Genomic DNA, 26,177 nt, shown 5'->3' on the forward strand with positions numbered 1-26,177 from the left:
GGCGCCCCGGCGCCGTGCATCACGCAGTCCCGAACGCGACCCCCCGCCCGTCCCCGACGACCCCGCTCAGGTCCGCCGCCGCAGCAGCAGCGCCACCCCTGCAGCGAGGAGCATCAGCACACAGGCCCCCAGAGCCGCCCCGGACATGGCCTCGACAAAGGCACTCCGCGCAGCCTCGACGACTCCCGGAGCACCCCCCAGCGCACCCCCCAACGTCTCCCGCGCGGCGGCCGGCGCCGAAGAGGGCATGGCCGCGGTGTAGACGGCCGCCCCGACGGACCCGAGGACGGCCATCCCGAGCGCCCCGCCCAGCTCCGACCCGGATTCGAGGACCGCGGCGGCGGCGCCCGCGCGCTCGGGCGGCGCGGCGCCGAGGGCGAGTTCGTTGGCGAGGGTCATCGCGGAGACGAGCCCGGCGGCGTAGACGGCGCTGCCGACGAGGACCACCCAGAAGGGCGTGGCGCGGTCGACGGTGACCAGCCATCCGAAGCCCCCGGCGGAGACGAGGAACCCGCCTCCCATGACGTACGCCCGGTCCACCCGCTGGGCGAGCGCCGCGGCGAGGGGCGCGGCGACCATGACGCCGCCGGCGGGGACGAGGCTCCACAGGGCGGCTTCGAGGGGACTCTGCCCGAGTACGGACTGGAGGTACTGGGTGAGGAAGACGGCGAAGCCGACGGTCGCGGCCATGGCGAGCAGGTTGACGAGCAGGGAGCCGCCGTACGCCGGGGTGCGGAAGAGCCGCAGGTCGACCACCGGATGGTCGAGCCGCGCCTGCCGGCGCACGAAGACGGCCCCGAGGAGAACCCCGAGGGCGATCCCCGCCCCGGGCACGGGCTCCCACCCGCCCTTGGCGAGCTCCTTGATCCCGTAGATCACGGGCAGCAGGGCACCGAGGGAAAGCCCGGCACTGAGGACGTCGAACCGCGCCCCCCCGGCATCCCCCTTGGACTCGGCGAGGAGCACCGGCGCGAGCGCCGACAGCAGCACCATCGCGGGCAGGTTGATCAAGAACACGGACCCCCACCAGAAGTGCTCGAGGAGCGCGCCGCTGACGACGGGCCCGAGGGAGATGCCGCTCGCCATGACGGTGGTCCACAGGGTGACGGCCTTGGCGCGCTGGGCCGGGTCCTGGAAGAGGGTGCGGATCAGGGCGAGCGTGGACGGCATGAGGCAGGCTCCGGCGACGCCGAGGAGCGCGCGGGCGCCGATGAGGGCGCCGGCGCTGTGGGCGTAGGCGGCGGCGACCGACGCGGCGCCGAAGAGGGCGGCGCCGAAGAGGAGGAGCTTGCGGCGCCCGACGCGGTCGCCGAGGGCGCCCATGGTGACGAGGAGCCCGGCGAGCACGAAGCCGTACATGTCGAGGATCCACAGCTGCTGGGTCGCGCCGGGCCGGAGGTCGGCGGCGATGGAGGGGATGGCGAAGTAGAGGACGGAGACGTCCATGGAGACGAGGAGGAGGGGGAGCATGAGGACGCCGAGGGCGGTCCATTCACGCCGGCCGGCGCGTGCGGCCGGAGCGGTCCGAGGAGGCGCGGTGAGTGACATGCGGGCAGCGAAGCAACTCCCCGCGTACAAGACCACGCACGCCCTAGTACACCGGCACCGGACCCCAGAGATCCCCAGCTCATGGCCGCGTACACCGAAACGGCGCACTAGTACACTGCCGGCCCATGCCGACGCAGCCGCCCTACCTGTCCATCGCCGCCGAGATCCGACGCCGCATCCACAGCGGCGAGTTGGCCCCGGGTGACCGGGTGCCGTCGACGCGGGCGATCACGCGCGAGTGGGGCGTGGCGATGGCGACGGCGACGAAGGCGCTGGGGGCGCTGCGCGAGGAGGGCCTGGTCCGCGTGGAGCCGGGCGTCGGCACGGTGGTGGCGGACAGGGGGCGGGCGCGACAGGGCACGGCCCCGACCCTCACCCGGACCCGGATCGTCCGGACGGCGCTCGAACTCGCCGACGCCGAGGGCCTGAACGCCCTGACGATGCGCCGGCTCGCGACCGTGCTGGAGACCTCTGCGATGGCGCTGTACCGGCATGTGCCGGGCAAGGGCGAGCTGGTGCGGCTGATGACGGACGAGGCGTGCGGGGAGGTGCCGCTGGGACCGGTGCCGGCGCACTGGCGGCCGGGTCTTGAGCGGGCGGCGCGCTGGCTGCGCGAGGTGTACGGGCGGCACCGGTGGATGGCGCAGGCGATGGCCTCGTTCACGCGGCCGGTGGCCTCGCCGAACGCGATGGCGTACACGGAGTGGGTGCTCGCGGTGCTGTGGGAGACGCCGTTGACGTCCTCGCAGAAGCTGCACGCGCATCTGACGCTGTTCGCGTTCGTCCAGGGGCTGGCGATGGCGGACGACCTGGAGGAGCAGGCGCGGCTCGACACGGGCCTGTCGGACGGCGAGTGGATGGAACAGAATGAGCCACGGTTCGACGCGATGCAGTCGGGTGGTCCGTACCCCTTCCTCGACGCCCTCGCCCATGACGGCGGCTTCGAGCTCAGCCTGGAAAGCCTCTTCGAATTCGGGCTCCGCAGAACGTTGGACGGCATCGCGACCATGATCGAGGAAATGTCCGGTTAACGAACACGGACATTCGGACAGCGGACGATTTCCGGCCAACTTCTCGCCGCGGTCCTGACAGGTCCCCGTCATTCCTGTCACTCTCTCCCCGGTTCTTCGCACCACCGTTCACCGCGTCACCCGAACGGGTTCGGACCCCCTGGGCCCCGATCCGCCGGGTTCCGCGTCACAAGTACCCGCTCCACAGCTCTCCTTGCTCCGCCCGGACGGGCCCAACCCAAGTCCGCCGGTACCCCCCTCGCTTAAGGAGTCTGCGTGAGATCCACGCCCAGCCGTCGTGCCACCGCGACCGGCGCTCTGATCGCCGCCGCCGCCATGCTCACCCTCGGCGTCCAGTCCGGCACCGCCTCGGCCGGCACCTTCGGTGCCGCCCCCGCGGCGCAGTCCATCGGCAAGGTCAACCCGGGCAAGCTCCCGGCCGACCTCTCCCCCGCCCAGCGCGCCGCGCTCATCAAGGCCGCCGACGCCGACAAGGCCGCCACGGCCAAGTCCCTCGGCCTCGGCGCCCAGGAGAAGCTGGTCGTCCGCGACGTCGTCCAGGACCGCGACGGCACGACCCACACGCGCTACGAGCGCACCTACGCCGGACTGCCCGTCCTCGGCGGTGACCTGATCGTCGACGAGACCAAGGCCGGCGCCACGACCGGGGTCATCAAGTCCAGCCGCGCCGAGCTCAAGAACGTCGACCTCGCCGCCGACGTCGCCCCGGCCGCCGCCGAGAAGCAGGCCCTGGGCCGCGCCGCCGCGGAGGGCTCGAAGAAGGCCACCGCCGACCGCGCCCCGCGCAAGGTCGTGTGGATGGCCCAGGGCGCTCCCGTCCTCGCGTACGAGACCGTCGTCGGCGGCCTCCAGCACGACGGCACCCCGAACGAGCTGCACGTCGTGACGGACGCGCAGACCGGCGCGAAGCTCTACGAGTGGCAGGCCATCGAGACCGGCATCGGCAACACGCAGTACAGCGGCCAGGTGACCCTCGGCACGGCGCCCTCGTACTCGCTGACCGACACCACGCGCGGCAACCACAAGACGTACAACCTCAACGGCGGTACGTCGGGCACCGGGACGCTGTTCACCAACACCACGGACACGTGGGGCAACGGCCTCCCCTCCAACAAGGAGACCGCGGGCGCGGACGCGCACTACGGCGCCGCCCTCACGTGGGACTACTACAAGAGCGTGCACGGCCGCTCCGGCATCCGCGGTGACGGCGTCGGCGCGTACTCCCGCGTCCACTACGGCAACGCGTACGTCAACGCCTTCTGGTCCGACTCCTGCTTCTGCATGACGTACGGCGACGGCTCGGGCAACACCAAGCCGCTCACCTCCATCGACGTGGCCGCGCACGAGATGACGCACGGCGTCACCTCCAACACCGCCGGCCTGGTCTACAGCGGCGAGTCCGGCGGCCTCAACGAGGCCACCTCGGACATCATGGCGGCGGCGGTCGAGTTCTACGCCAACAACGCCAACGACAAGGGCGACTACCTCGTCGGCGAGAAGATCAACATCAACGGCGACGGCACCCCGCTGCGCTACATGGACAAGCCGAGCAAGGACGGCGCGTCCAAGGACGCGTGGTACTCGGGCATCGGCAGCGTCGACGTCCACTACTCCTCGGGCCCGGCGAACCACTTCTTCTACCTGCTCTCCGAGGGCAGCGGCGCCAAGACCGTCAACGGCGTGAACTACGACTCGCCGACCTCCGACGGCCTCCCGGTCACCGGCATCGGCATCGACAAGGCCCGCCTGATCTGGTTCAAGGCGCTCACCACCAAGTTCAGCTCGAACACCAACTACGCCGGCGCCCGCACGGGCACCGTCGCGGCGGCCACCGACCTGTACGGCGCGGGCAGCGCCGAGGTCACGGCCGTCGAGAACGCCTGGGCCGCCGTCAACGTCGGCACCCGCCCCGGCGGCAACCCGGGCGGCGGCACGGTGTTCACCAACGACGCCGACGTGTCCATCCCGGACAACGGCGTCGCGGTCACCTCGACGGTCAACGTCACCGGCATCACCGGCAACGCGCCCTCGACCCTCAAGGTCGGCGTGGACATCGTCCACACCTACATCGGCGACCTGGTCGTCGACCTCATCGCCCCCGACGGCTCGGTCTACAACCTGAGCAACCGGGCCGGCGGCAGCGCCGACAACATCAACCAGACGTACACCGTCAACGCCTCCACCGAGGTCGCCAACGGTGCCTGGAAGCTCCGCGTCCAGGACAAGGCGTCGATCGACACCGGCTACATCAACAGCTTCAAGCTGACCTTCCCGTAAGCCACACCACACGGGGCGGGCGCCCGGAGGGATCTCTCCCTCCGGGCGCCCGCGCGTCCGCGTCCCGTGCACACCCCGGGCGGCATGATCCGGACGCCCCGGCTCGACGGGCCCGGCACGGCCGAGGAGCCGCGCGCGACGGTGCCGGGCCCGGTCCACGAGCCGGCCGCGATCCCGGTGTACCGGCTGTGCCTCGTCGACGGGCACCTCGCCGACAAGGCGAAGGTCCCCCAGGAGCTACCTCAGCAACACCCCCGCCCCCTCCCCCGTCGTCTCCGACGGCAGCGCCGCGAGGCCGAGCTCGGCCGGCCGGGCGAGCAGCGGATGGGCGGGCAGGACGCGGACCGTGCAGCCGAAGGAGCCCGTCCGGTCGAGCTCCAGGGTGCCCGCGTAGGGCAGCCGTCCCTCCAGGTCGGGGCCGCCCGCCGGCTTGAGGGTGACGGTCCGGGTGGCGGCGAGGGTGTCGTCGGCGTCGACGCGGCCGGTGACGGCCTGGACCTCGACGTCGTCGGGGCCGAGCGTGCCGAGCGCCACCCGGACCCGGACGACGGGCGTGGCGCCCAGCTCCGCGTCGGCGAGGTCGTCCGCGAGCCCGTCGCCGATCTCGACGTGGTCGACGGCCACCCTGGGCCAGGCCTCCCGGACCCGGGCCTTCCAGGCGGCGAGGTCCCGCGCCCGGGCCGGGGTGAGGGCCCGGTGGGCGCCGGCGGCGGGCACGTACAGCTTCTCGACGTACTCGCGGACCATCCGGTCGGCGAGGACCTTCGGGCCGAGGTCGGCGAGGGTGCGCCGGACCATGGCCGTCCAGGCGGCCGGCACCCCGTCGGGGCCCCGGTCGTAGAAGCGGGGGGCGACCCGGCGCTCGATCAGCTCGTAGAGGGCGGCGGCCTCCAGGTCGTCGCGGCGGTCCTCGTCGGCGGCGGCCGCGCCGTCGGCGGTGGGGATGGCCCAGCCGAACTCGGGCCGGAACCACTCGTCCCACCAGCCGTCGAGGACGGAGAGGTTGAGGCAGCCGTTGAGGGCGGCCTTCATGCCGCTGGTGCCGCAGGCCTCCAGGGGGCGCAGCGGGTTGTTGAGCCAGACGTCGCAGCCGGGGTAGAGGCCGCGGGCCATCTCCATGCCGTAGTCGGGCAGGAAGACGATCCGGTGCCGGACGCGGGGGTCGTCGGCGAACCGGACGAGTTCCTGCACGAGCCGCTTCCCGCCGTCGTCGGCGGGATGGGCCTTGCCGGCGACGACGAGCTGCACGGGCCGCTCGGGGTGGAGGAGGAGGGCCCGCAGCCGGTCCTTGTCCCGCAGCATCAGGGTGAGCCGCTTGTACGAGGGGACGCGGCGGGCGAAGCCGATGGTGAGGACGTCGGGGTCGAGGACGGTCTCGGTCCAGCCGAGTTCGGCCTCGGCGGCGCCGCGCTGCCGCCAGGAGGCCCGCAGCCGTTCCCGTACGTCGGCCACGAGCCGTTCGCGGAGGGTGCGGCGCAGCTCCCACAGGTCGTGGTCGCTCGCGTCCGGGTCGAGGAGGGCCACTTCGGGGGCGACCCAGGTGGGGGCGTGGACGCCGTTGGTGATGGAGGTGATCGGCACCTCGTCGGCGTCGAAGCCCGGCCAGAGTCCGGCGAACATGGAGCGGCTGACGGCGCCGTGGAGGGTGGAGACGCCGTTGGCGCGCTGGGCGAGGCGCAGGCCCATGGCGGCCATGTTGAAGACGCCGGGTTCGCCGCCGAGCGGGGTCTCGTCGCCGAGGGCGAGGATCCGGCCGAGGTCGACGCCGGGGAGGGCGCCGTCGTCGCCGAGGTGGCGGGCGACGAGGGACCGGTCGAAGCGGTCGATGCCGGCCGGGACGGGGGTGTGGGTGGTGAAGACGGTCCCGGCCCGGACGATCTCCAGGGCGCTGTCGAAGTCGAGCCCCTCGCCCTGGAGTTCGCGGACGCGTTCGAGGCCGAGGAAGCCGGCGTGGCCCTCGTTGGTGTGGAAGACCTCGGGGGCGGGGTGGCCGGTGAGCCGGGTGTAGGTGCGGACGGCGCGGACGCCGCCGATGCCGAGGAGCATCTCCTGGAGGAGCCGGTGCTCGCTGCCGCCGCCGTACAGCCGGTCGGTGACGCTCCGTTCGCCGGGGGCGTTCTCCTCGACGTCGGAGTCGAGCATGAGGAGCGGGACGCGACCGGCCCGGGCGATCCACAGGTGGGCGTGCAGGCTGCGGCCGCCGGGCAGGGCGAGGGTGATCCGGGCGGGGGTGCCGTCGGCCTCGCGGAGCAGGGTGACGGGCAGTTCGCCGGGGTCGAGGACGGGGTACTGCTCCTGCTGCCAGCCGTCCCGGCCGAGGGACTGCCGGAAGTAGCCGTGCCGGTAGAGCAGGCCGACGCCGATCAGCGGGACGCCGAGGTCGCTCGCGGACTTGAGGTGGTCGCCGGCGAGGATGCCGAGGCCGCCGGAGTACTGGGGCAGGGCGGCGGCGACGCCGAACTCGGGCGAGAAGTAGGCGACGGCGGCCGGGGCGTCGCCGGGCCGGCCCTGGTACCAGCGGGGGGCGTGCAGATAGTGGTCGAGGTCCTCGGCCGCGGCGCGGAGCCGGGCCAGGAAGTCCTGGTCGGCGGCGAGCGCGGCGAGCCGGGGCGCTTCGAGGGCGCCGAGGACCCGGACGGGGTCGGCGCCGGTCAGTGCCGCCGCAGAGGGGGGTTCGAGGGATTCGAAGAGCGCGCGGGTGGGCTCGTGCCAGGACCAGCGCAGGTTGTGCGCGAGGTCGGCGAGGGGTCGAAGGGTGTCGGGGAGGACGGGACGCACGGTGAATCGACGGATTGCCTTCACGTTGTCCACCTTCGCAGGCGAGTACGGAGCGGAGCGGGCGCACCACGCTGTGCGTCCGGCGTGCCGCTCCGACGGTAGGGCACGCCCGCCCGTCGGGCCACGGGGCGTCAGGCGGTGGGCACCGCCACGTCGTACGGGGAGCCCTGGTTGACGGTGGCCGGGTCGAAGGCGCCGGTGGCGGCGTACCGGCCGGCGATGGCGGCGAGTTCCTCGGCGGGGATGACCTGGTGGATGTCGGTGAAGCCGTGCGGGGCGCGGGCGTGGGCGAGGTCGATGACGACCTCGGGGCCGAGCCGTCGGTTGGCGTGCTGGAGGGCGGTCATGGCGGGGCGGCGCTCGCGCTCGTACGCGGCGAGGCCCTCGGCGGGGTCGTCGGGGTGCCGGGCGAGGGCGTGGGCGAGGGCGCGGGCGTCGACGATCGACTGGGTCGCGCCGTTGGAGCCGATGGGGTACATGGCGTGGGCGGCGTCGCCGATGAGGGTGGTGCGGCCGTGGGTCCACCGGTCGAGGGGGTCGCGGTCGACCATCGGGTACTCGTGCGCGGTGTCGGCGGCGCGCAGGACGGCGGGGACGCTGACGCCGTCGAACTCCCAGCCCTCGTAGTACGGGAGGAAGGTCTCGACGGGGACGGCCCGGTTCCAGTCGCCCCGGAGCCGCTCCTCGCCGGCGGCGGCCGGGGAGTCGGCGGGGCGGGCGAGCGCCCAGTTCACGAGGACCTCGCGGCCGGGTCCGGTGGGCCGGCCCATGGGGTAGACGACGGCCTTCTGCCGGTCGTCGCCCGCGATGAGCATGAAGGAGCCCACGGCCCGCGCGGGCATCCGGGACACGCCCCGCCACACGAGCATCCCGTTCCACGGGGGGCCGCCCTCCGCCGGGTTGAGGGCGGCGCGGACGGCGGAGCGGATGCCGTCGGCGCCGACGAGGACGTCCGGTTCGAGGGAGGCCCGACCCCGGACGGGTCCTTCGCGGTGCTCCAGGCGCAGCCGGGGCCGCCCGTTCGGGAGGGGTTCGACGCCGGTCACCTTGACGCCCGTGACCAGGGCCGCGCTGCCGAGCCGGGTGCGGACGGCGCCGGCCAGGACCTGCTGGAGGTGGCCGCGGTGGACGGACAGCTGGGGCCAGCGGTAGCCGGCGGCGAGTCCGCGCGGTTCCCGGGATATCAGGCCGCCCGAGCGGTGGTAGTAGCGCAGTTCGCGGGTGCGCAGGGCGCCTGCCTCCAGGGCGTCGAGGAGGCCGAGCGCGTCGAGTTCGCGGACGGCGTTCGGCATCAGGTTGAGTCCGGCGCCGACGGGGCGGACGGCCGCGGCGGCCTCGACGACGGTGACCCGCTCGAATCCGGCGGCGTGCAGCGCGAGGGCGGCGGTGAGACCGGCGATGCCGCCGCCGGCGATGACGATGTGGGGGCTGTGGCCGGGGTAGGTCCGGGTGTGGGGGGACGTGACGACGTGGGGGGACATGAGGGCTGCTCCTTCGCGCGGTCGCGCGGTCACGCGGCCGTGGGGCCGACGGGGGTCACGGCGGGGCGGCGCCGCTCGGTCGCGCGGCGCACCATGGTCTCGTTCTCCCTGGTCAGGTCCAGGATCGAGCGCAGCAGCGCGACGGGGGCGCCGCCGCTGCCCTCCTCGTACAGGCGCACGTCGTCGCCGTACGCCTTGCGGGCGATGCCGAGGTGGCGGGCCCGGAAGGTCTTCAGGATCCGCAGGACGCGGCCTAGTGCCTCGGCCGAGGCGGTGAGCGTGGGCGGCAGCCGGTCGGCGCCCTCCCAGCTGACGGCCGCCGACAGCTTGCCGACGGCGGAGATCCCGCCGCGGTGCCGGGCGTGGAAGGCCCGCCAGGACGGCAGGGCGTACGGCAGGGACTCGGCGAGGAAGGCGTCGTAGGCGGTGTCGGAGCGGTCGCACTGCCACAGCGTCAGGTCGACCAGCCAGAGCGGGACCTGTGCGGCGGCCGGGCCCAGGTAGTCGCGGCCCGCGATCTCGACCTCCTCGAAGTAGGGGCGGAGGGTGAGCGCGAAGTACTCGGGCGGGACCTGCGCGACCGTGAGGTCGATGGAGTCCACCATCGCCCGCACGTGCCCGGCGATCCGGTGGAGGGCGGTGGCGAAGCCGGGGTCGTACGGTTCGAGGCGGGCGACCCGGGCGCAGTCGTCGAGGGCCGCGACGAGTCCGGGGAACACCATCCGTACGGCGTCCTGGAGGCGGGCCTCGGTGGGGTGGCCGGTGTAGGTGCGGCGGCGGGGGCCCTTGGGGTTCCAGGTCGTGTAGTGGTGGACGGTGTCGCGGGGCACCATGTCGGTGCGGCGGCCGAGGAGTTCCAGGACGGGCAGGGCCTCGGGGACCGCGTGCAGCGGCTGCACGCCGTGCCGTTTCAGGGAGCCGAGCAGGATGCCGAGGTCCCGCATGGCGGCGAGCGCGCCGCCGACGCTCCACTGCGCGGCCCGGTCGAGGTCGGGGACCAGGGCGCGCAGGGCGACGGTCAGGGCGGCGGCGTCGGCCCGCGCGTTCATCGCGGGCACCGCGGCGAGCAGGGCGTCGGCGCCCAGCGGGTCGGCGGCGCGTATGTCCTCGGTCATGTGACGCGGGTCGCCGAGCAAAGGGGGCCTCTATTCTTCGGGGCTCGGTGCGCCGGGGGGACACGGTTCACCGGCCGGGTGGTCATGGGGTGGGCATCGCGTCGTGGGGGGCGGGGTCAGTACGGGTCGGGCACCCGGTCCTTCGGTGCCGTGGTCCGCGCCGGGAGGCGCAGGCGTACGGAGAGCAGGGCGGCCAGGGCGGCGAAGGCGGCGCCGGTGAGCAGGGCGGCGCGGAAGCCGGCGGTCTCGGCGGCGGCCCGGGCCGTGTCGCCGGTCTCGGTACGGGTGGTGGCGACGGCCACCAGGACGGCGAGGCCGAGGACGGAGCCGAACTGCTGGCTGGTGTTGACGAGTCCGGAGGCGAGTCCGGTCTCGGCGGGCGCGGCCTCGGCGGTGGCGGCCACGTTGGTGGTGACCATGACCAGCGGCAGGGCGGCGCCGAGGAGGAGGCTGGGGGCGAGGACGGTGCTCGCGAACGAGCCGTCGGGGGTGAGCGCGAGGGCCAGCCAGAGGGTTCCGGCGCACAGCAGGACGAAGCCGAGGGTCATGGTCCGGTGCAGGCCGATGCGGGAGATCATCCGGCCGGTCCGCGGGGCGACGGCGACGACGACGAGGGAAAGCGGCAGGAGCCCGAGGCCGCCGCCGAGGGGCGCGTGTCCGAGGACGTTCTGGAGGTAGAGGCTCACCAGGAAGAACATCGGGAACAGCGTGGTCTGGGCGAGCGCGGCGAGGACGTTGGCCAGCCGGAGCGCGGGCCGGGCGAGGGCCTGGGGCGGGACGAGCGGGGCGGCGGCCCTGGTCTCGACGGCCGCGAAGACGAGCAGCAGCGCCAGGCCGGCTCCTCCGGTGCCGAGGGTGCGGGCGGTGAGCCATCCGGTCTCGGCGCCGCCGACGAGGGCGTGGGCGACGAGGCCGAGGCCGGCGGTGGCGGTGAGCGCCCCGGCGAGGTCGAAGCCGCCGCGGAGCACGGCTCCGGGGCGGTGGTCGAGGATCCGCAGGGCGAGGACGGCGAGGACGGCGGCGAGGAGGACGTTCAGCCAGAACGTGGCGCGCCAGCCGAGGGCGTCGGTGAGGACGCCGCCGAGGACCGTGCCGAGGACGCCGCCGAGGCCGCCCATGGCGGCGAAGGCGCCGAGGGCCCTGTGCCGGGCGGGGCCGTCGGGGAAGAGCAGGAGCAGCAGGGCGAAGGCGGCGGCCGCGGCGAGGGCGGCGCCGACGCCCTGGGCGGCGCGGGCCGCGACGAGGGCGTCGGCGCCGGGGGCGAGACCACCGGCGGCGGAGGCGACGGCGAGCAGGCCGAGGCCGCCGAGGAAGACCCGCCGGTGGCCGAGGAGGTCGGCGACGCGTCCGCCGAGGAGGAGCAGGCCGCCGAAGGCGATGAGGTAGGCGTTGGCGACCCAGGAGAGGCCGGTGGAGCCGGAGCCGAGGTCCTCGCCGACGGAGGGCAGCGCGACGTTGACGATCGCGGTGTCCGTGATCAGCAGCAGTTGGGTGGAGGCGAGCAGGGCGAGCGCTCCGCGCCGTGGGCCCGGTGGTGGCGGCGTCACCGGGTCGTCCCCAGGCCGTAGCCGTCGAGGCAGGCGCGGGCGAGGTTCTCGCACTCCTCCGCCGAGCCGGCCCAGGTCTGCATGGTGAGGTAGACGTGCGGTGCGCCGTGGTAGAAGCGCTCGTACTGCTCGTGGCGGCCGGCGAACTCCGAACCGAGGGCGTCCCAGGCGAGTTTGAGGAGCTTGACGCGGTCCTCGGCGGGGTGGCCGGGGGTGGCGAAGTAGCGGCGGACCAGCGGGCCGAGTTCGGGGTGGAGGAGGTCGCGGCCGCTCGCGGGGAGCTGGACGAGGGCGCCGCCGGCGAGGAGCTTGATGTCCTGGACGGCGCGCGGGTAGAGCTCGCCGGCCATGATCCGCTGGGCGAAGGAGATCTCCTGCCCGGGGCGGACGCCGCCGCGCCCGCCGTCGACCTCCTCGTACGAGGCCTCGGCGGCGAGGACGAAGGCCTTGGCCTGGGCGACCATGCCGAGGAGCCGGCCGAGGGCCTGGGTGACGGGCGGCAGTTCCTCGGTGCCGTGGGAGCGGGTGATCAGGATCGCGAGGCCGGTGAGGAACTCCAGCTTGGTCCAGAAGCGGGTGGCGGACTGGTGGACGAGGTTCAGGTAGGCGGGGGTCCGCCACCAGATCGCGCCGGTGGTGGCCGGGTCCCGGTAGGTGAGGACCCGTTCCCAGGGCACGAAGACGTCCTCGCAGACGAGCAGCGCGTCGTTCTCGTCGTACCGGGAGGAGAGCGGGTGGTCGAAGACGGACCGGGCGCGTTCCTCGTAGGAGGTGCGGGAGATCAGCTTGAGGCCGGGGGTGTCGAGCCGTACGGAGAAGGTGACGGCGTGCTCGGTGTCGTCGTCGGCGAGGGGTTCGATGGTCCCGACGAGGAGCTCGTCGGCGAAGACCGCGCCGGTGCCGATGGTCTTGGCGCCGCGGACGACGATCCCGCCGTCGCGTTCCTCGACGACCCGCAGGGTGAGGTCGTCCTCGCCTCGGCCGGAGGCAGGGTTGGTGAGGGTGAACGCGGTGTGCAGGTCGCCCTCGGCGAGCCGGCGGTGGAAGGCGAGGGCGTGGTCGGCGCCGTCGAAGTCCCCGCCGGTGAAGACGGCGGGCGCGGCGGCGAATCCGGCGGCGCCGGCGGCCATGTAGTCGGGGGTGCGGCCGAGGAAGCCGTAGCTCGCCTCGGCGGTCGTGCGGAAGGCGCGGCGGCGGGCGACGAGGTCCTCGTACGAGCGGGGGACGGCCCCGGCCCGGCGCACCCCGCCCTGGACGAGGACGGGGCGGTGCACGGGGTCGTCGGCGAGGTCGAAGAGTCCGGCGAAGGAGGCCGCGGTGGCGCGGAAGGCGGGGTGGGCGGTGACGTCCTTGACGCGCTCCCCGTCGAGCCAGATCTCGCGCCCGTCGCGCAGTCCCTCCAGATACTCCTGCCCGGACCTCGTCACCGGTGTCTCGCCTCTCCTCGGGGGTCGCGGCTGTGCCGGTCCGAGCCTGTCCGGGCGGCCCCGGCCGGACAATGAACGTCCGTCCAGGGGTCCTTAAGAACCGTCCAGGGGCTCCCGAAGATGTCAGGTCGGGCGGCGCGGGGGCGCCGACCGGGGCGGATCAGGCGGCCCTGACCTCTCCCGACCGGTACTCGCCGGGGGTCATCCCGAACCATTTGCGGAAGGCGAGGTGGAAGCCGACGGCGCTGCGGTAGCCGACGCGCTCGGGCACGGCGGACTGCGGGAGGGAGGTCTCGGTGAGGAGCCGGCCGGCCTCCTGCATGCGGCGGGCGGAGAGGTACCGGGCGGGGGACTCTCCGACGAGCTCGCGGAAGGCGGCGGTGAACGCGGAGCGGGACATGCCGACCTCGCGGGCGAGGGAGTCGATGGTCCACGGCTCGGCGAACCGGGTCGCCATCATGACGACGGCCCTGCTGATCCCGGGGTGGCGGAGCAGCGGCAGCGAGGCCGGGTTGTCGGCGAGGTCGCGGAGCAGCGGGCGGAGCGCGAGGACGAGCGCCATCTCGAAGGCGCGCAGCGTGATGAGGCGGTCGCCGGGGCCGACGGGCCGGTCGGGGGCGGCGAGCAGCCGGAGGGTGTCGCGGAGCAGGGGTTCGCGGTCGACCTGGTGGCGGTCGAGGACGAGGGCCCAGGGCAGGGAGGTGTAGAGGCCGGTGGCGACGCCGGCGTCGTAGTGGAGCCCGGCGCACAGGAGGCGGCCCTCGGGTCCGCTGCCGCCGAGGGCGATCTCGCCGGAGGTGCCGGGCTGTCGTTCGGGCAGGACGGCCTTGAGCGGGACGCCCTGGCGGTCGGGCCGGTCGGAGAGGCGGTGCGCGGCGCCGGTGGGGAAGACGACGAGGTCGCCGGCGTGGAGTTCGACGGGGGTCTCGTCGGCGGCGGTGATCCAGCAGTGGCCCTCGACGACGTAGTGGAGGACGGCGCAGCCGTGTTCGGCGTCCCCCTCGATGGCCCAGGGGGCGCGGACGTGCCAGCGGCTGTCGAAGACGCCGGTGAGCCGGAGGGGTCTGAGGAGCTCGCTCAGCAGGTCCTCGTGCTCGCCCTCGCGGGGAGGATCGAGGGGGTCGCGCTGGTCGTGACGGTCGGTTCCCACGGTTTCCATGGACGATCCTTCAACTTCCGCCCCGGTTTGTTAATTGAACGGACGAAGCCGCCACGGCGAGCCTGGAGGGACGCCGACACGACAGCGATGACAGCCTATCGAAGGGCCTCAGACACACATGTCCAGTGAGATTCCGATGCGGGTGGCGGTCGTGGGCGCGACCGGTTTCCAGGGCGGCGCGGTGGCCCGTCTCCTCGCCGAGCGCCACCACCGGGTGCGGGGCCTGACCCGGCGCCCGGAGGCGGACCGGCCGCCGCTCCCCGGGGCCCTCTTCCACGCCGGCGACCTGGGGGTCCCGGGCGATGTGCGGCGGCTCTTCGCGGGGGCCACGCACGCGTTCGTCACGATGCCGCTGGTGTACGACGAGGAGCGGGTGGAGGCGTACGCGCGGAACGTCGCGGAGGCCGCGCTCGCGGCGGGCACGGAGCGACTGGTGTTCAACGCCAACACCCGGCTCCCACTGGGTCCGACGGACGTCCCCGCCTTCGAGACGCGGCGGCTCGCGGAGCGGGTGCTGCGGGACAGCGGCGTGCCGCTGGTGGTGCTCCGGCCGCCGGTGTACCTGGACAACCTGTTCTCCCCGTGGAACGGGCCCGCCCTGGTCGACGAGGGCGTCCTCGCCTATCCGCTGCCGGAGTCCGCGCGGACGGCGTGGCTGTCGCACCGGGGCCTCGCGGAGGCGGCGGTCGCGGCGCTCGCCCGGGAGGACCTGGAGGGCCGGACCTTCGACATCGGCGGGGACCGCGCCCTGACGGGCCGGGAGCTGGCGGCGGCCTTCGGGCGGGGGCTCGGCCGGACGGTGCGGTACGAGGAGCTGGATCCGGCCGTGTTCGAGCGGGGCCTGACGCAGCTGCTCGGACCGGCGACGGCGGCGGGGGTCGCGGGGATCTACCACTACATGGCGAGCGGCGCGGATCCGCTGCTGATGGCGGGTGACGACGGGGTGTCGTCGGAGGTCCTCGGCGTGGAACCGGCCCCGGTGGAGGAGTGGGTGGCCCGGCAGCCCTGGCAGGTGTGGTCGTCGGACGCGGAGGAGCCGGACGCCGCGCCGCACCACTGATTCCGGAACGGAGGAACGGGCCCCGCCCACAAAGGCGGGGCCCTTTTCTTGTCCGGGTCCCGGCCTTGCCCGCGCCCCTACGCCCTAGTAGTTAACAAAGCGCCGGATTGCCCACCCGAGAACCGTGGGAAGGCTCCTGCGGTACGACCCCCGACCCCGTCTCCCCGTGCCCCTTGTTCATCCCGGTTCATCCCTGTGGACCCGCCATTCGAGTGAACGCGGACAGGAGCCGTCATGCCCGCAACCCGCCGGCCGTCGACGGAGCTAGAAAGAGCGCACCACCACCCGCACCCCCGTAACCCGTCAGGTGATGCTGTGAATCCGCTCATGGGACGCATTCCCGTACTGGACGTCCGCCCACTGGTCGACTGCGGTCGGCGCCCCGCGAAGGCGGTGGCCGGAGAGACCTTCGAGGTGACGGCGACCGTCTTCCGCGAGGGCCACGACGCGGTCGCCGCCAATGTCGTGCTGCGCGGCCCGTCGGGCCGGCCCGGCCCCTGGACCCCGATGCGTGAACTGGCCCCGGGCACCGACCGGTGGGGTGCCGAGGTCACCCCGGACGTCGAGGGCCCGTGGACCTACACCGTGGAGGCCTGGAGCGACCCGGTGGCCACCTGGCGCCACACGGCGAGGATCAAGATCCCGGCCGGGATCGACTCCGAACTGGTCCTCGCCGAGGGGGCCGAGCTGCACGAGCGGGCCGCGAAGGGCGTCCCGAAGAAGGGCGGCGGCCGGGAGGCCGTGCTCGCGGCGGCGGACGTGCTGCGCGACGTGTCCCGCCCGGCTGCCGTGCGGCTCGCGGCGGCGCTCGCCCCGCAGGTGGTCGACGCCCTGGACCGCCACCCGCTGCGCGAACTGCTCTCCGCCTCCCCCGCGTTGCCGCTGCAGGTGGAACGGGAGCGGGCCCTGTTCGGCTCCTGGTACGAGTTCTTCCCGCGCTCGGAGGGCGTCCGGAAGGTGAAGGGGCGGACGGTCCCGGGGAACTTCCGCACGGCGGCCGAGCGGCTTCCGGCGGTCGCGGCGATGGGCTTCGACGTGGTGTACCTGCCGCCGGTGCACCCGATCGGCGAGACCCACCGCAAGGGACCGAACAACTCCCTGTCGGCCGGGCCGAACGACGTCGGCGTGCCGTGGGCGATCGGCTCGCCGGAGGGCGGGCACGACGCGCTCCACCCGGACCTGGGGACCTTCGAGGACTTCGACGCCTTCGTGGCGCGGGCCCGGGAGCTGCGGCTTGAGATCGCCCTGGACTTCGCGCTCCAGTGCTCCCCGGACCACCCGTGGGTGGAGAAGCACCCGGAGTGGTTCCACCACCGGCCGGACGGTTCGATCGCGTACGCGGAGAACCCGCCGAAGAAGTACCAGGACATCTATCCGATCGCGTTCGACAAGGACATGGACGGGATCGTCGCGGAGACGGTGCGGGTGCTGCGGTTCTGGATGGGGCACGGCATCCGGATCTTCCGCGTGGACAACCCGCACACCAAGCCGGTGGTGTTCTGGGAGCGGGTGATCGGCGAGATCAACCGGGCGGACCCGGACGTGATCTTCCTGGCGGAGGCGTTCACCCGTCCCGCGATGATGCGGACGCTCGGCGCGATCGGTTTCCAGCAGTCGTACACGTACTTCACCTGGCGCAACACCAAGGAGGAGCTGACGGAGTACCTCACGGAGCTGTCCGGGGAGACGGCCGCGCAGATGCGGCCGAACCTCTTCGTGAACACCCCCGACATCCTGCACGCCTACCTCCAGGAGGGCGGCCGGCCCGCGTTCGAGGTGCGGGCGGTGCTCGCGGCGACGCTCTCGCCGTCCTGGGGCATGTACGCGGGGTACGAGCTGTGCGAGAACGCCCCGGTGCGGGAGGGGAGCGAGGAGTACCTCGACTCGGAGAAGTACCAACTGAAGCCCAGGGACTGGGAGTCGGCGGAGCGGACCGGGGCGACGATCACCCCGCTCATCACCGCCCTGAACCGGATCAGGCGCCGTCACCCGGCGCTCCGGCGGCTGCGGAACCTCACCTTCCACGACGTCGACAACCCGCAGGTGATCGCGTACTCGAAGCGCTCGGGTTCGAACATCGTTCTGGTGGTCGTCAACCTCGACCCGCACCACACCCAGGAGGCTTCCGTCTCGTTGAACATGCCGGAACTCGGCCTCGACTGGCACGAGACCGTGCCGGTGCGCGACGAGCTCACCGGCGAGACCTATCACTGGGGCAGGACCAGCTACGTGCGCCTGGAACCGGGTGTCGCACCCGCGCACGTCCTCGTCCTGCGACCGTCCCCGCAGACCGGAGGGTCACCCACATCATGACGACCGTCAACGAGCCCGTCCCCGACACCTTCGAGGACACCCCCGCCAAGGACCGTGATCCCGACTGGTTCAAGCGGGCGGTGTTCTACGAGGTCCTCGTCCGCTCCTTCCAGGACAGCAACGGGGACGGCGTCGGCGACCTGAAGGGCATCACGTCCAAACTGGACTACCTCCAGTGGCTGGGCGTGGACTGCCTCTGGCTGCCGCCGTTCTTCAAGTCCCCGCTGCGGGACGGGGGCTACGACGTCGCCGACTACACGTCCGTGCTCCCCGAGTTCGGCGACCTCGCCGACTTCGTGGAGTTCGTCGACGCGGCCCACCAGCGCGGCATGCGCGTGGTCATCGACTTCGTCATGAACCACACCAGCGACCAGCATCCGTGGTTCCAGGAGTCGCGGCGCGACCCGGACGGCCCGTACGGCGACTACTACGTCTGGGCGGACGACGACAAGCAGTACGCCGACGCCCGGATCATCTTCGTCGACACCGAGTCCTCCAACTGGACCTTCGACCCGGTCCGCAAGCAGTACTACTGGCACCGGTTCTTCTCGCACCAACCGGACCTCAACTACGAGAACCCGGCAGTGCAGGAGGAGATCCTCTCCGCGCTGAAGTTCTGGCTGGACCTGGGGATCGACGGCTTCCGGCTCGACGCGGTGCCGTACCTGTACCAGCAGGAGGGCACCAACTGCGAGAACCTCCCGGCCACCCACGCCTTCCTCAAGCGGGTCCGCAAGGAGATCGACGACCACTACCCGGACACGGTGCTGCTCGCCGAGGCCAACCAGTGGCCCGAGGACGTCGTCGACTACTTCGGCGACTTCCGCTCCGGCGGCGACGAGTGCCACATGGCCTTCCACTTCCCGGTCATGCCGAGGATCTTCATGGCCGTGCGGCGCGAGTCCCGCTACCCGGTCTCCGAGATCCTGGCGAAGACCCCGGAGATCCCCTCCGGCTGCCAGTGGGGCATCTTCCTGCGCAACCACGACGAGCTCACCCTCGAGATGGTCACGGACGAAGAGCGCGACTACATGTACGCCGAGTACGCCAAGGACCCGCGCATGCGGGCCAACATCGGCATCCGGCGGCGGCTCGCCCCGCTCCTCGACAACGACCGCAACCAGATGGAGCTGTTCACCGCGCTGCTCTTCTCGCTGCCCGGCTCGCCGGTGCTCTACTACGGCGACGAGATCGGCATGGGCGACAACATCTGGCTCGGCGACCGGGACGGGGTGCGGACCCCGATGCAGTGGACCCCCGACCGGAACGCGGGATTCTCCTCCTGCGACCCGGGGCGGCTCTACCTTCCGGCCATCATGGACCCGGTCCACGGCTACCAGGTGACCAACGTCGAGGCGGGCATGGCCTCGCCGTCCTCGCTCCTCCACTGGACGAAACGGATGATCGAGATCCGTAAGCAGAACCGCGCCTTCGGGACGGGGACGTACACGGAACTCCCGGCTTCCAACCCGGCCGTGCTCGCCTTCCTGCGGGAGGACGGCGACGACCTGGTGCTGTGCGTGAACAACTTCTCGCGCTTCGCGCAGCCCACCGAGCTGGACCTGCGGCGCTTCGACGGCACGCACCCCGTGGAGCTGATCGGCGGGGTGAAGTTCCCGGCCATCGGACAGCTGCCGTACCTCCTGACCCTTGCGGGGCACGGCTTCTACTGGTTCCGTCTCAAGAAGGCCTGAGCGGAAGCCAGTTCCCGCTCGAACCGGGTGGGGCGGTTTCCCCCGTCCCACCCTGGGCACTGTGAACGACACACGATTCAGGTCCATACGGGTTTACTCACCGGACCCGTACGGATCTTCCCTTTCCGACACGTCCCGCACATCCGGACAGTCACAGCCGCCATCCGGGACACTCTGCGCATTTGAACGCATACGAAAGCCACTTGCGCGCCCCGGGGAAAGGACGCGATGCCATGCCGGAGACCGCATCCACCACCCGGGCCCCGGACGCCCTCCTCCCGTCCCTCGCCCCCCTGCTCCACGAATGGCTGCCACGGCAGCGCTGGTTCGCGGGCAAGGGCCGCCGGGTCACCGGATTCACGCTGGACGCGGCCACCGAGCTGCTGCCCCTGGACGGGACCGGACCCGGACTCCTCCACCTCCTCGTACGGGTCGAACAACCCGGCCGCCCGGCCGGGACACCCGCCGACTGCTACCAAGTGCTCCTGGGCGTACGGTCCCAGCTGCCGCCCCGCCTCGCCCCCGCCCTGATCGGGCGGATCCGGCAGGGGCCGCTCGCCGGGCGGGCCGTGTACGAAGGGCTGCGCGATCCGCGGCTCGGCGGCCTCCTCTACGAACGACTCCGCACCCCGGGCCGCACGGGCCCCCTCCGTTTCCACGCCACCACGGCACTGCCACCGGCTCTGGCCCCGCGCATGCTGGACGCGGAACAGTCCAACTCGTCCCTTGTCTATGGCGATTCGTTCATCCTGAAGATCTTCCGGCGCGTCAGTCCCGGAGCCAATCCGGACCTGGAACTGCCGCTCGCCCTCGCCGGAGCCGGCTGCGCCCGGGTCCCGGCACCCGTCGCCTGGTTCGAGTCGGGAGCCTCCACCCTCGGCGTCCTCCAGCCCTACCTGCGGGACTCCCGGGACGGCTGGCGGCTCGCCCTCGACTCGCTCGCCGACGGACGGGACTTCACCACCGAGGCGCGGGCCCTCGGCCGCGCGACGGCCGAGGTCCATCTGGCCCTCGCCGAGGCGCTCCCCACCCGGCGCCTCGCCCGCTCGGAGACCGAGCAGCTGGCCGCCGCGATGGACCGCCGGCTGCACGCGGCGGCCCAGGCGGTACCGGCGCTGCTGCCGCACGTGCCGGGCCTGCGGGCCGTGTTCGCGGCGGCGCGCGGTGGGGGCATGGTGCAGCGCATCCACGGGGACCTGCACCTCGGCCAGACCCTGCGCGGCTCCGACGGGGCCTGGGCCGTCATCGACTTCGAGGGTGAACCCGCGAAGACGCTGGACGAGCGGCGCAGCCCCCAGCCCACCGTCCGCGACGTCGCCGGAATGCTCCGCTCCTTCGACTACGCGGCCCGCACGCACCGGCCCTGGAACCCGGACTGGGCGGCGCGGTGCCGGGCGGCGTACTGCACGGGCTACGCGGAGGCGGCGGGCGCGGATCCCCGGGCGGACCCGGCGCTGCTCCGCGCCTACGAGACGGACAAGGCGGTGTACGAGGTCGTGTACGAGGCGCGCCATCGACCGGACTGGCTCCCGGTCCCCATGTCCGCGATCGAACGCCTGGCGACACCGTGAACCTCCACCCCGACGCCGACCGCGCCCACGGGGGCGGACGCCCCCGCCCACCCCCGTGCGGGCGCGCGCCCGCCGGGGCGGTGCCCCTCCCGCACCCCCGCCGTGTGGGCGCGCACCCGCCTGGGCGGTACCCCTCCCGCCCACCGCCGTGTGGGCAGTCGTTCCGCTGGGGCGAGGGGGCCCCTCGCCCCAGCGGAACGACTGCCCACAACGGGGGTGGGTGGGCACCGACCCGTTCGGAGCAGTCTCCGTGGGCGTCGCACCAGGCCCCGCCTGCGAAAGCAGGACCCGCCCCCCGTTCGGCCGAGTGTCCCCCGTCACCATCGCACCGTTCCGTACCCGTACCCCCTTCCCCTGCCCCCAGGAGGCACCCCCGTGACCGCCCGCTCCGCAGGCAAGACGTCCAGCTCCGTACGGAAGGCGCCGGCGCTCGACCCGGGCGACCGGGCCCGGCTGCTCGCCGGGGAGCATCACGATCCGCACGCCGTGCTCGGCGCGCACCCGGTCAAGGGCGGGGTCGTCATCCGGGCGCTGCGCCCGTGGGCGAAGGAGGTCGCCGTCCTCACCAAGGGCAAGCGCCTCACGATGGACGACGACGGCGACGGGCTCTTCTCGGTGTTCGTCCCGTTGCTGCGCAAGGTGCCCGCGTACGAGTTCCGCGTCCGCTACGACGGGGACGAGCTCGCCCTCCACGACCCGTACCGCTTCCTTCCCTCCCTCGGCGAGCTGGACCTGCATCTGATCGGCGAGGGCCGGCACGAGGAGCTGTGGACGGCGCTCGGCTCCCACCCGATGACCCACGAGGGCGTCGAGGGCACCCGCTTCGCGGTGTGGGCGCCGAACGCGCGCGGGGTCCGGATCACGGGCGACTTCACGCACTGGGACGGCACGGCGCTGCCGATGCGCTCGCTCGGCTCGACGGGCGTGTGGGAGCTGTTCGTGCCGGGGATCGGCGAGGGCACCGTCTACAAGTACGACATCGCGCGGCCCGACGGCTCGCACACCCTGCGCGCGGACCCGATGGCCCGTCGTACGGAGTGCCCGCCGAACACCGCGTCGATCGTCACCGCGTCGCACCACACGTGGGAGGACGCGGAGTGGATGGAGCGGCGCGGGGCGCGTCCGCCGCACGAGGCGCCGATCTCCGTGTACGAAGTGCACCTGGGGTCCTGGCGGCCGGGTCTGACCTACCGCGAGCTGGCCGAGCAGCTGCCCGCGTACGTGCGTGATCTCGGGTTCACGCACGTGGAGCTGATGCCGGTCACCGAGCATCCCTTCGGCGGGTCCTGGGGCTACCAGGTCACCGGGTTCTACGCGCCGACGGCCCGCATGGGCACCCCCGACGACTTCAGGTTCCTCGTCGACGCGCTGCACCGGGCCGGGATCGGCGTGCTGATGGACTGGGTGCCGGCGCACTTCCCGAAGGACGACTGGGCGCTCGCGGAGTTCGACGGGCGTCCGCTGTACGAGCACGAGGATCCGCGCCGTTCGCACCATCCCGACTGGGGAACCCTCGAGTTCGACTACGGCCGCAAGGAGGTGCGGAACTTCCTGGTGGCGAACGCCGTGTACTGGTGCCAGGAGTTCCACATCGACGGTCTGCGGGTGGACGCGGTGGCGTCGATGCTCTACCTCGACTACTCGCGGGAGCACGGCGATTGGGTGCCGAACGAGTTCGGGGGCCGGGAGAACCTGGACGCGGTCCGCTTCCTGCAGGAGATGAACGCCACCGTCTACCGCCGCTGCCCCGGCGTGGTCACCTTCGCCGAGGAGTCGACGGCCTGGGACGGGGTGACGCGGGCGACGGACCAGGTGGGGCCGGGCGGCTTCGGCGGTCTGGGCTTCGGCATGAAGTGGAACATGGGCTGGATGCACGACTCCCTGGAGTACATGCAGAAGGAGCCGGTGCACCGCAAGTACCACCACCACGAGATGACGTTCTCGATGGTGTACGCGTACAGCGAGAACTACATCCTGCCGATCTCGCACGACGAGGTGGTGCACGGCAAGCGGTCCCTGGTGTCGAAGATGCCGGGCGACTGGTGGCAGCAGCGCGCCAACCACCGCGCCTACCTGGGCTTCATGTGGGCGCACCCGGGCAAGCAGCTGCTGTACATGGGGCAGGAGTTCGCGCAGGGCGGCGAGTGGTCGGTGGACCACGGGCCGGACTGGTGGCTCCTCGACCCGGCGTACGGGGCGGAGGCGGACCACCGGGGCGTGCGGGACCTCGTCCGGGACCTGAACACGGTGTACGCGGCGACGCCCTCCCTGTGGGAGCGGGACACCGCTCCGGAGGGCTTCCAGTGGGTGGTGGGGGACGCGGCCGACGACAACGTCTTCGCGTTCCTGCGCTACGACGGCTTCGGTTCGCCGCTGCTCGCGGTGTGCAACTTCTCGCCGGTGGTGCGGCACGACTACCGGGTCGGGGTCCCGGACACGTTCGCGGCCTGGGCGGAGGTGCTGAACACGGACGCGGCGCGGTACGGCGGCTCGGACCTGGTGGGCACCGACCCGGTGAAGACCGAGTCGGTGCCGTGGCACGGCCGTTCGTCGAGCGTGCGGATGACGCTGCCGCCGCTGGCGACGGTCTGGCTCAGGCCCGCGTGACGGCCGGCCTGATCACGCCCATCCGCTGAGTGGCCCGGGTGAGCGCCACGTACAGGTCGTTGACGCCGTGCGTGGCGCCCTCCCGGATGCCGTCGGGGTCGACGACGAGGACGGTGTCGAATTCGAGGCCCTTCGCCTGGCGGGGGTCGAGGAGGACGACCGGGCGGGTGAGGTCGGGCTTCGGGCCGTACGAGGCGTCGGGGAGCGCCGCGATCAGACCCGGGTGGAACTCCGTGGGGGCGATCACGGCGATCCGGCCCTCCTCGCGGAGTTCGGCGGCGACCGCGTCGGCGGCCTCCTTCACCGGGTCGTCCACGGTCCGGTCCCAGGGTTCCACGCCGGTGGAGCGCACCGAGCGGGGCGGTTCGAAGCCGGGGTCGGCGGCCCGGCGCGCCTCGGCGGCGACGGCCATGATCTCGGCGGGGGTGCGGTAGTTGACGCCGAGGCGGACGTGGTCCCAGCGGTCCTCGACGTACGGGCCGAGGATGGACTGCCAGGCGCCGACGCCGGCCGGGTCGCCGGTCTGGGCGGGGTCGCCGACGAGGGTCATGGAGCGGCTGGGGCTGCGGCGCATGAGGAGCCGCCAGGCCATGGCGGAGAGCTCCTGGGCCTCGTCGACGATGATGTGGCCGAAGGCCCAGGTGCGGTCGGCGGCGGCCCGCTCGGCGGCGGTGCGGTGGTCGGCCTCCTCGTGACGCTCGGCGAAGCGTTCGGCGTCGATGATGTCGTGGGCCGAGAGGACCTCGGAGGCGTCCTTGTCGAGTTCCTCCTTGTCCTCGAACTCGTAGGTGCGGGAGGCGAAGGAGACGTCGAGGACGCCCTGCGCGTACTGGATCTGCTTCTGCCGTTCGGCCTCCTCGGCGGCGCGGAGGGCGGAGTCGTCCTCGCCGAGGAGTTCGGCGGCCTCGTCGAGGAGGGGGACGTCGGCGGGGGTCCAGGTGCCGCCGGTGCGCCGGACGGCCTCGATGTCCTCCTCGGGGAGGTGCGTGGGGTCCTCCAGGTAGTTGGCGAGGAAGTCCTGCGGGGTGAGGGGCGGCCAGAGGGTGTCGATCGCCGCGTGGACCTCGGGGTTGGCGGCGATGCCCTTGGCGAGCAGGGCGATGTCGTCGGGGCCGAGGAAGTTGGGGCCGCCGTAGGGGTCGGCGCCGATGCGGTCGGCGAGCTGCTCGGCGAGGGCGTCGAGGATGCGGAAGACGAAGTAGGGGCGGGCGAGGTTGTGCGGGAGGAAGGTCTCGCGGGCCTTGTGGCGGGCTTCGAGGGCCATGTCCCAGTCGATGACCAGGTCGCCGTCCTCGTGCGGGACGATCAGCGGTTCGCCGCGCTCGGGGACCTGCTGGCGGTCCCGTACGGCCGCGGCGAGGGCGTCGGCCATGGCGGCGGCGCCCTTGACGGCGGCGGCGCGCGGGGTGTCGGTGCCGGTGGCGTGGACGCCGGGGAAGAGCTCGGCGGGGGTGGCGAGGAGGACGCCGGTCTCGCCGAGGGAGGGCAGGACGTTGCCGATGTAGCCGAGGAAGGCGGGGTTGGGGCCGACGATGAGGACGGCCCGCTTGGCGAGCTGCTCGCGGTGCGCGTAGAGGAGGTACGCGGCGCGGTGCAGGGCGACGGCGGTCTTGCCGGTGCCGGGGCCGCCCTCGACGACGAGGACCCCGCGGTGCGGGGAGCGGATGATGGCGTCCTGCTCGGCCTGGATGGTCTGCACGATGTCGTGCATGCGGCCGGTGCGGGCGGCGTCGAGGGCGGCGAGCAGCACCTCGTCGGCGTCCCGGCTCTCGTGGCCGGTGCGGGTGGCGTCGGCGAGGTCGAGGACCTCGTCGTGGAGGGAGACGACCTCGCGGCCCTTGGTGGTGATGTGCCGGCGGCGGGAGAGGCCCATCGGCTCGTACCCGGTGGCGAGGTAGAAGGGGCGGGCGATCTCGGCGCGCCAGTCGACGACGAGCGGGGTGCGGTTCGGGTCGTCCTCGCGGATGCCGAGCCGGCCGATGTGGTGGTCGCGGCCGTCCTTGAAGACGAGCCGGCCGAAACAGAGACCGCTCTCCCCGGCGTTGAGCGCGGAGAGCAGCCCGGACTGCTCGGCGACCATCACGTCCCGTTCGAGCCGTCCCTGGCTGCTGCCGACCCCGGGGGTGCGCAGCGCCTGCTCGACGGCGGCCTCGGCCTGGTCCCTCAGGTCGTCGAGTCGTGCGTAGAGATCGGTGATGAATCTCTGTTCATTCCGAAATTCCTCGGTTGACAATTCGACTCCCGGCGCGATACAGTGCGTTTATTGAACTTCTCCGTGTTTTCGGTGTGCCCGGACACGGAATCCATCAATATACGCGAAGCAATACCCCGACTGTCAATTCTAGTCGGGGTATTTCTGTATGCCTCGGCGTGCCGCGGCGCCGGACCGTCTCAGCCCGGCGCGTCCTCCAGTTCCGCCAGGAGGCGCCGCTTCGGGCGGGCGCCGACGATCGACGCGGGACACGAGTCCCCCGCCGGGTGCCCCGCGCACAGGCAGTCGACGAGCGGCCGGCTCTCCGATGCGCATGTCCCCGACGGTGGGCCTTGACGCCGACGTCAAGGCAAGGAG

The 26,177-nt window shown here is 72.9% G+C and carries 15 protein-coding genes and 1 pseudogene; 7 read left to right on the forward strand and 9 right to left on the reverse strand.

The window, feature by feature from the left end; all coding sequences use genetic code 11:
- Positions 1-66: 66 nt before the first annotated feature.
- Positions 67-1,548: an MFS transporter gene (locus tag BLW86_RS11820; protein ID WP_093874005.1), complete on the reverse strand. Its 1,482-nt coding sequence runs from the start codon at positions 1,546-1,548 to the stop codon at positions 67-69.
- A 125-nt stretch (positions 1,549-1,673) separates the two neighbouring features.
- Between BLW86_RS11820 and BLW86_RS11825 the strand changes: the two genes are divergently transcribed.
- Both BLW86_RS11825 and BLW86_RS11830 read left to right on the forward strand, forming a co-directional pair.
- Positions 1,674-2,579: a TetR/AcrR family transcriptional regulator C-terminal domain-containing protein gene (locus tag BLW86_RS11825; protein ID WP_093874006.1), complete on the forward strand. Its 906-nt coding sequence runs from the start codon at positions 1,674-1,676 to the stop codon at positions 2,577-2,579.
- Between the two features lie 255 nt (positions 2,580-2,834).
- A complete protein-coding gene (locus tag BLW86_RS11830; RefSeq protein ID WP_093874007.1) occupies positions 2,835-4,856 on the forward strand; it encodes a M4 family metallopeptidase in 2,022 nt (673 codons plus the stop codon).
- Positions 4,857-5,093: 237 nt separating this feature from the next.
- Here the strand turns inward: BLW86_RS11830 and glgP are convergent, their stop codons facing one another.
- The 6 genes from glgP to BLW86_RS11860 form a co-directional block, all read right to left on the reverse strand.
- Positions 5,094-7,658: an alpha-glucan family phosphorylase gene (gene glgP, locus BLW86_RS11835; protein WP_093874008.1), complete on the reverse strand. Its 2,565-nt coding sequence runs from the start codon at positions 7,656-7,658 to the stop codon at positions 5,094-5,096.
- Between the two features lie 107 nt (positions 7,659-7,765).
- Complete coding sequence (locus BLW86_RS11840) at positions 7,766-9,115, reverse strand: FAD-dependent monooxygenase (protein ID WP_093874009.1); 1,350 nt, start codon at positions 9,113-9,115, stop codon at positions 7,766-7,768.
- Positions 9,116-9,144: 29 nt separating this feature from the next.
- Entirely contained in the window at positions 9,145-10,230 is a 1,086-nt protein-coding gene (locus BLW86_RS11845; RefSeq protein ID WP_177181629.1) for a monodechloroaminopyrrolnitrin synthase PrnB family protein, read from the reverse strand.
- A 116-nt stretch (positions 10,231-10,346) separates the two neighbouring features.
- A complete protein-coding gene (locus tag BLW86_RS11850) occupies positions 10,347-11,777 on the reverse strand; it encodes an MFS transporter (protein WP_093874011.1) in 1,431 nt (476 codons plus the stop codon).
- Positions 11,774-13,204: a 4-hydroxyphenylacetate 3-hydroxylase family protein gene (locus tag BLW86_RS11855; protein ID WP_093874012.1), complete on the reverse strand. Its 1,431-nt coding sequence runs from the start codon at positions 13,202-13,204 to the stop codon at positions 11,774-11,776. The genes BLW86_RS11850 and BLW86_RS11855 overlap by 4 nt, the downstream gene beginning before the upstream one ends.
- Before the next feature lie 160 nt (positions 13,205-13,364).
- Positions 13,365-14,363 carry an AraC family transcriptional regulator gene (locus tag BLW86_RS11860; RefSeq protein WP_093874013.1) on the reverse strand — a complete coding sequence of 333 codons (999 nt, stop codon included), beginning with the start codon at positions 14,361-14,363 and terminating at the stop codon, positions 13,365-13,367.
- 118 nt (positions 14,364-14,481) lie between these two features.
- Between BLW86_RS11860 and BLW86_RS11865 the strand changes: the two genes are divergently transcribed.
- The 5 genes from BLW86_RS11865 (at position 14,482) to glgB (ending at position 23,608) form a co-directional block, all read left to right on the forward strand.
- Positions 14,482-15,423, forward strand: coding sequence for an SDR family oxidoreductase (locus tag BLW86_RS11865; RefSeq protein WP_177181630.1), 942 nt, complete (start codon positions 14,482-14,484; stop codon positions 15,421-15,423).
- A gap of 327 nt (positions 15,424-15,750) precedes the next feature.
- A complete protein-coding gene (locus BLW86_RS11870) occupies positions 15,751-17,736 on the forward strand; it encodes an alpha-1,4-glucan--maltose-1-phosphate maltosyltransferase (protein ID WP_256341285.1) in 1,986 nt (661 codons plus the stop codon).
- Positions 17,733-19,430, forward strand: a complete 1,698-nt coding sequence (treS, locus tag BLW86_RS11875; protein WP_093874016.1) for a maltose alpha-D-glucosyltransferase — start codon at positions 17,733-17,735, stop codon at positions 19,428-19,430. The genes BLW86_RS11870 and treS overlap by 4 nt, the downstream gene beginning before the upstream one ends.
- A 233-nt stretch (positions 19,431-19,663) precedes the next feature.
- Positions 19,664-21,001: a maltokinase N-terminal cap-like domain-containing protein gene (locus tag BLW86_RS11880; RefSeq protein ID WP_093874017.1), complete on the forward strand. Its 1,338-nt coding sequence runs from the start codon at positions 19,664-19,666 to the stop codon at positions 20,999-21,001.
- 375 nt (positions 21,002-21,376) lie between these two features.
- Positions 21,377-23,608 (forward strand): 1,4-alpha-glucan branching enzyme, encoded by a 2,232-nt coding sequence (gene glgB, locus BLW86_RS11885; protein WP_093874018.1) that lies wholly within the window; start codon positions 21,377-21,379, stop codon positions 23,606-23,608.
- Here glgB and BLW86_RS11890 read toward each other — a convergent pair.
- Complete coding sequence (locus tag BLW86_RS11890; RefSeq protein WP_093874019.1) at positions 23,595-25,841, reverse strand: HelD family protein; 2,247 nt, start codon at positions 25,839-25,841, stop codon at positions 23,595-23,597. The two genes, glgB and BLW86_RS11890, sit on opposite strands and share 14 nt — an antisense overlap.
- A 173-nt stretch (positions 25,842-26,014) precedes the next feature.
- Positions 26,015-26,125, reverse strand: a pseudogene (locus tag BLW86_RS43110) (MerR family transcriptional regulator); the annotation flags it as partial.
- Positions 26,126-26,177 lie beyond the last annotated feature (52 nt).

This window comes from Streptomyces sp. TLI_105 (assembly GCF_900105415.1).
Classification (GTDB): domain Bacteria; phylum Actinomycetota; class Actinomycetes; order Streptomycetales; family Streptomycetaceae; genus Streptomyces.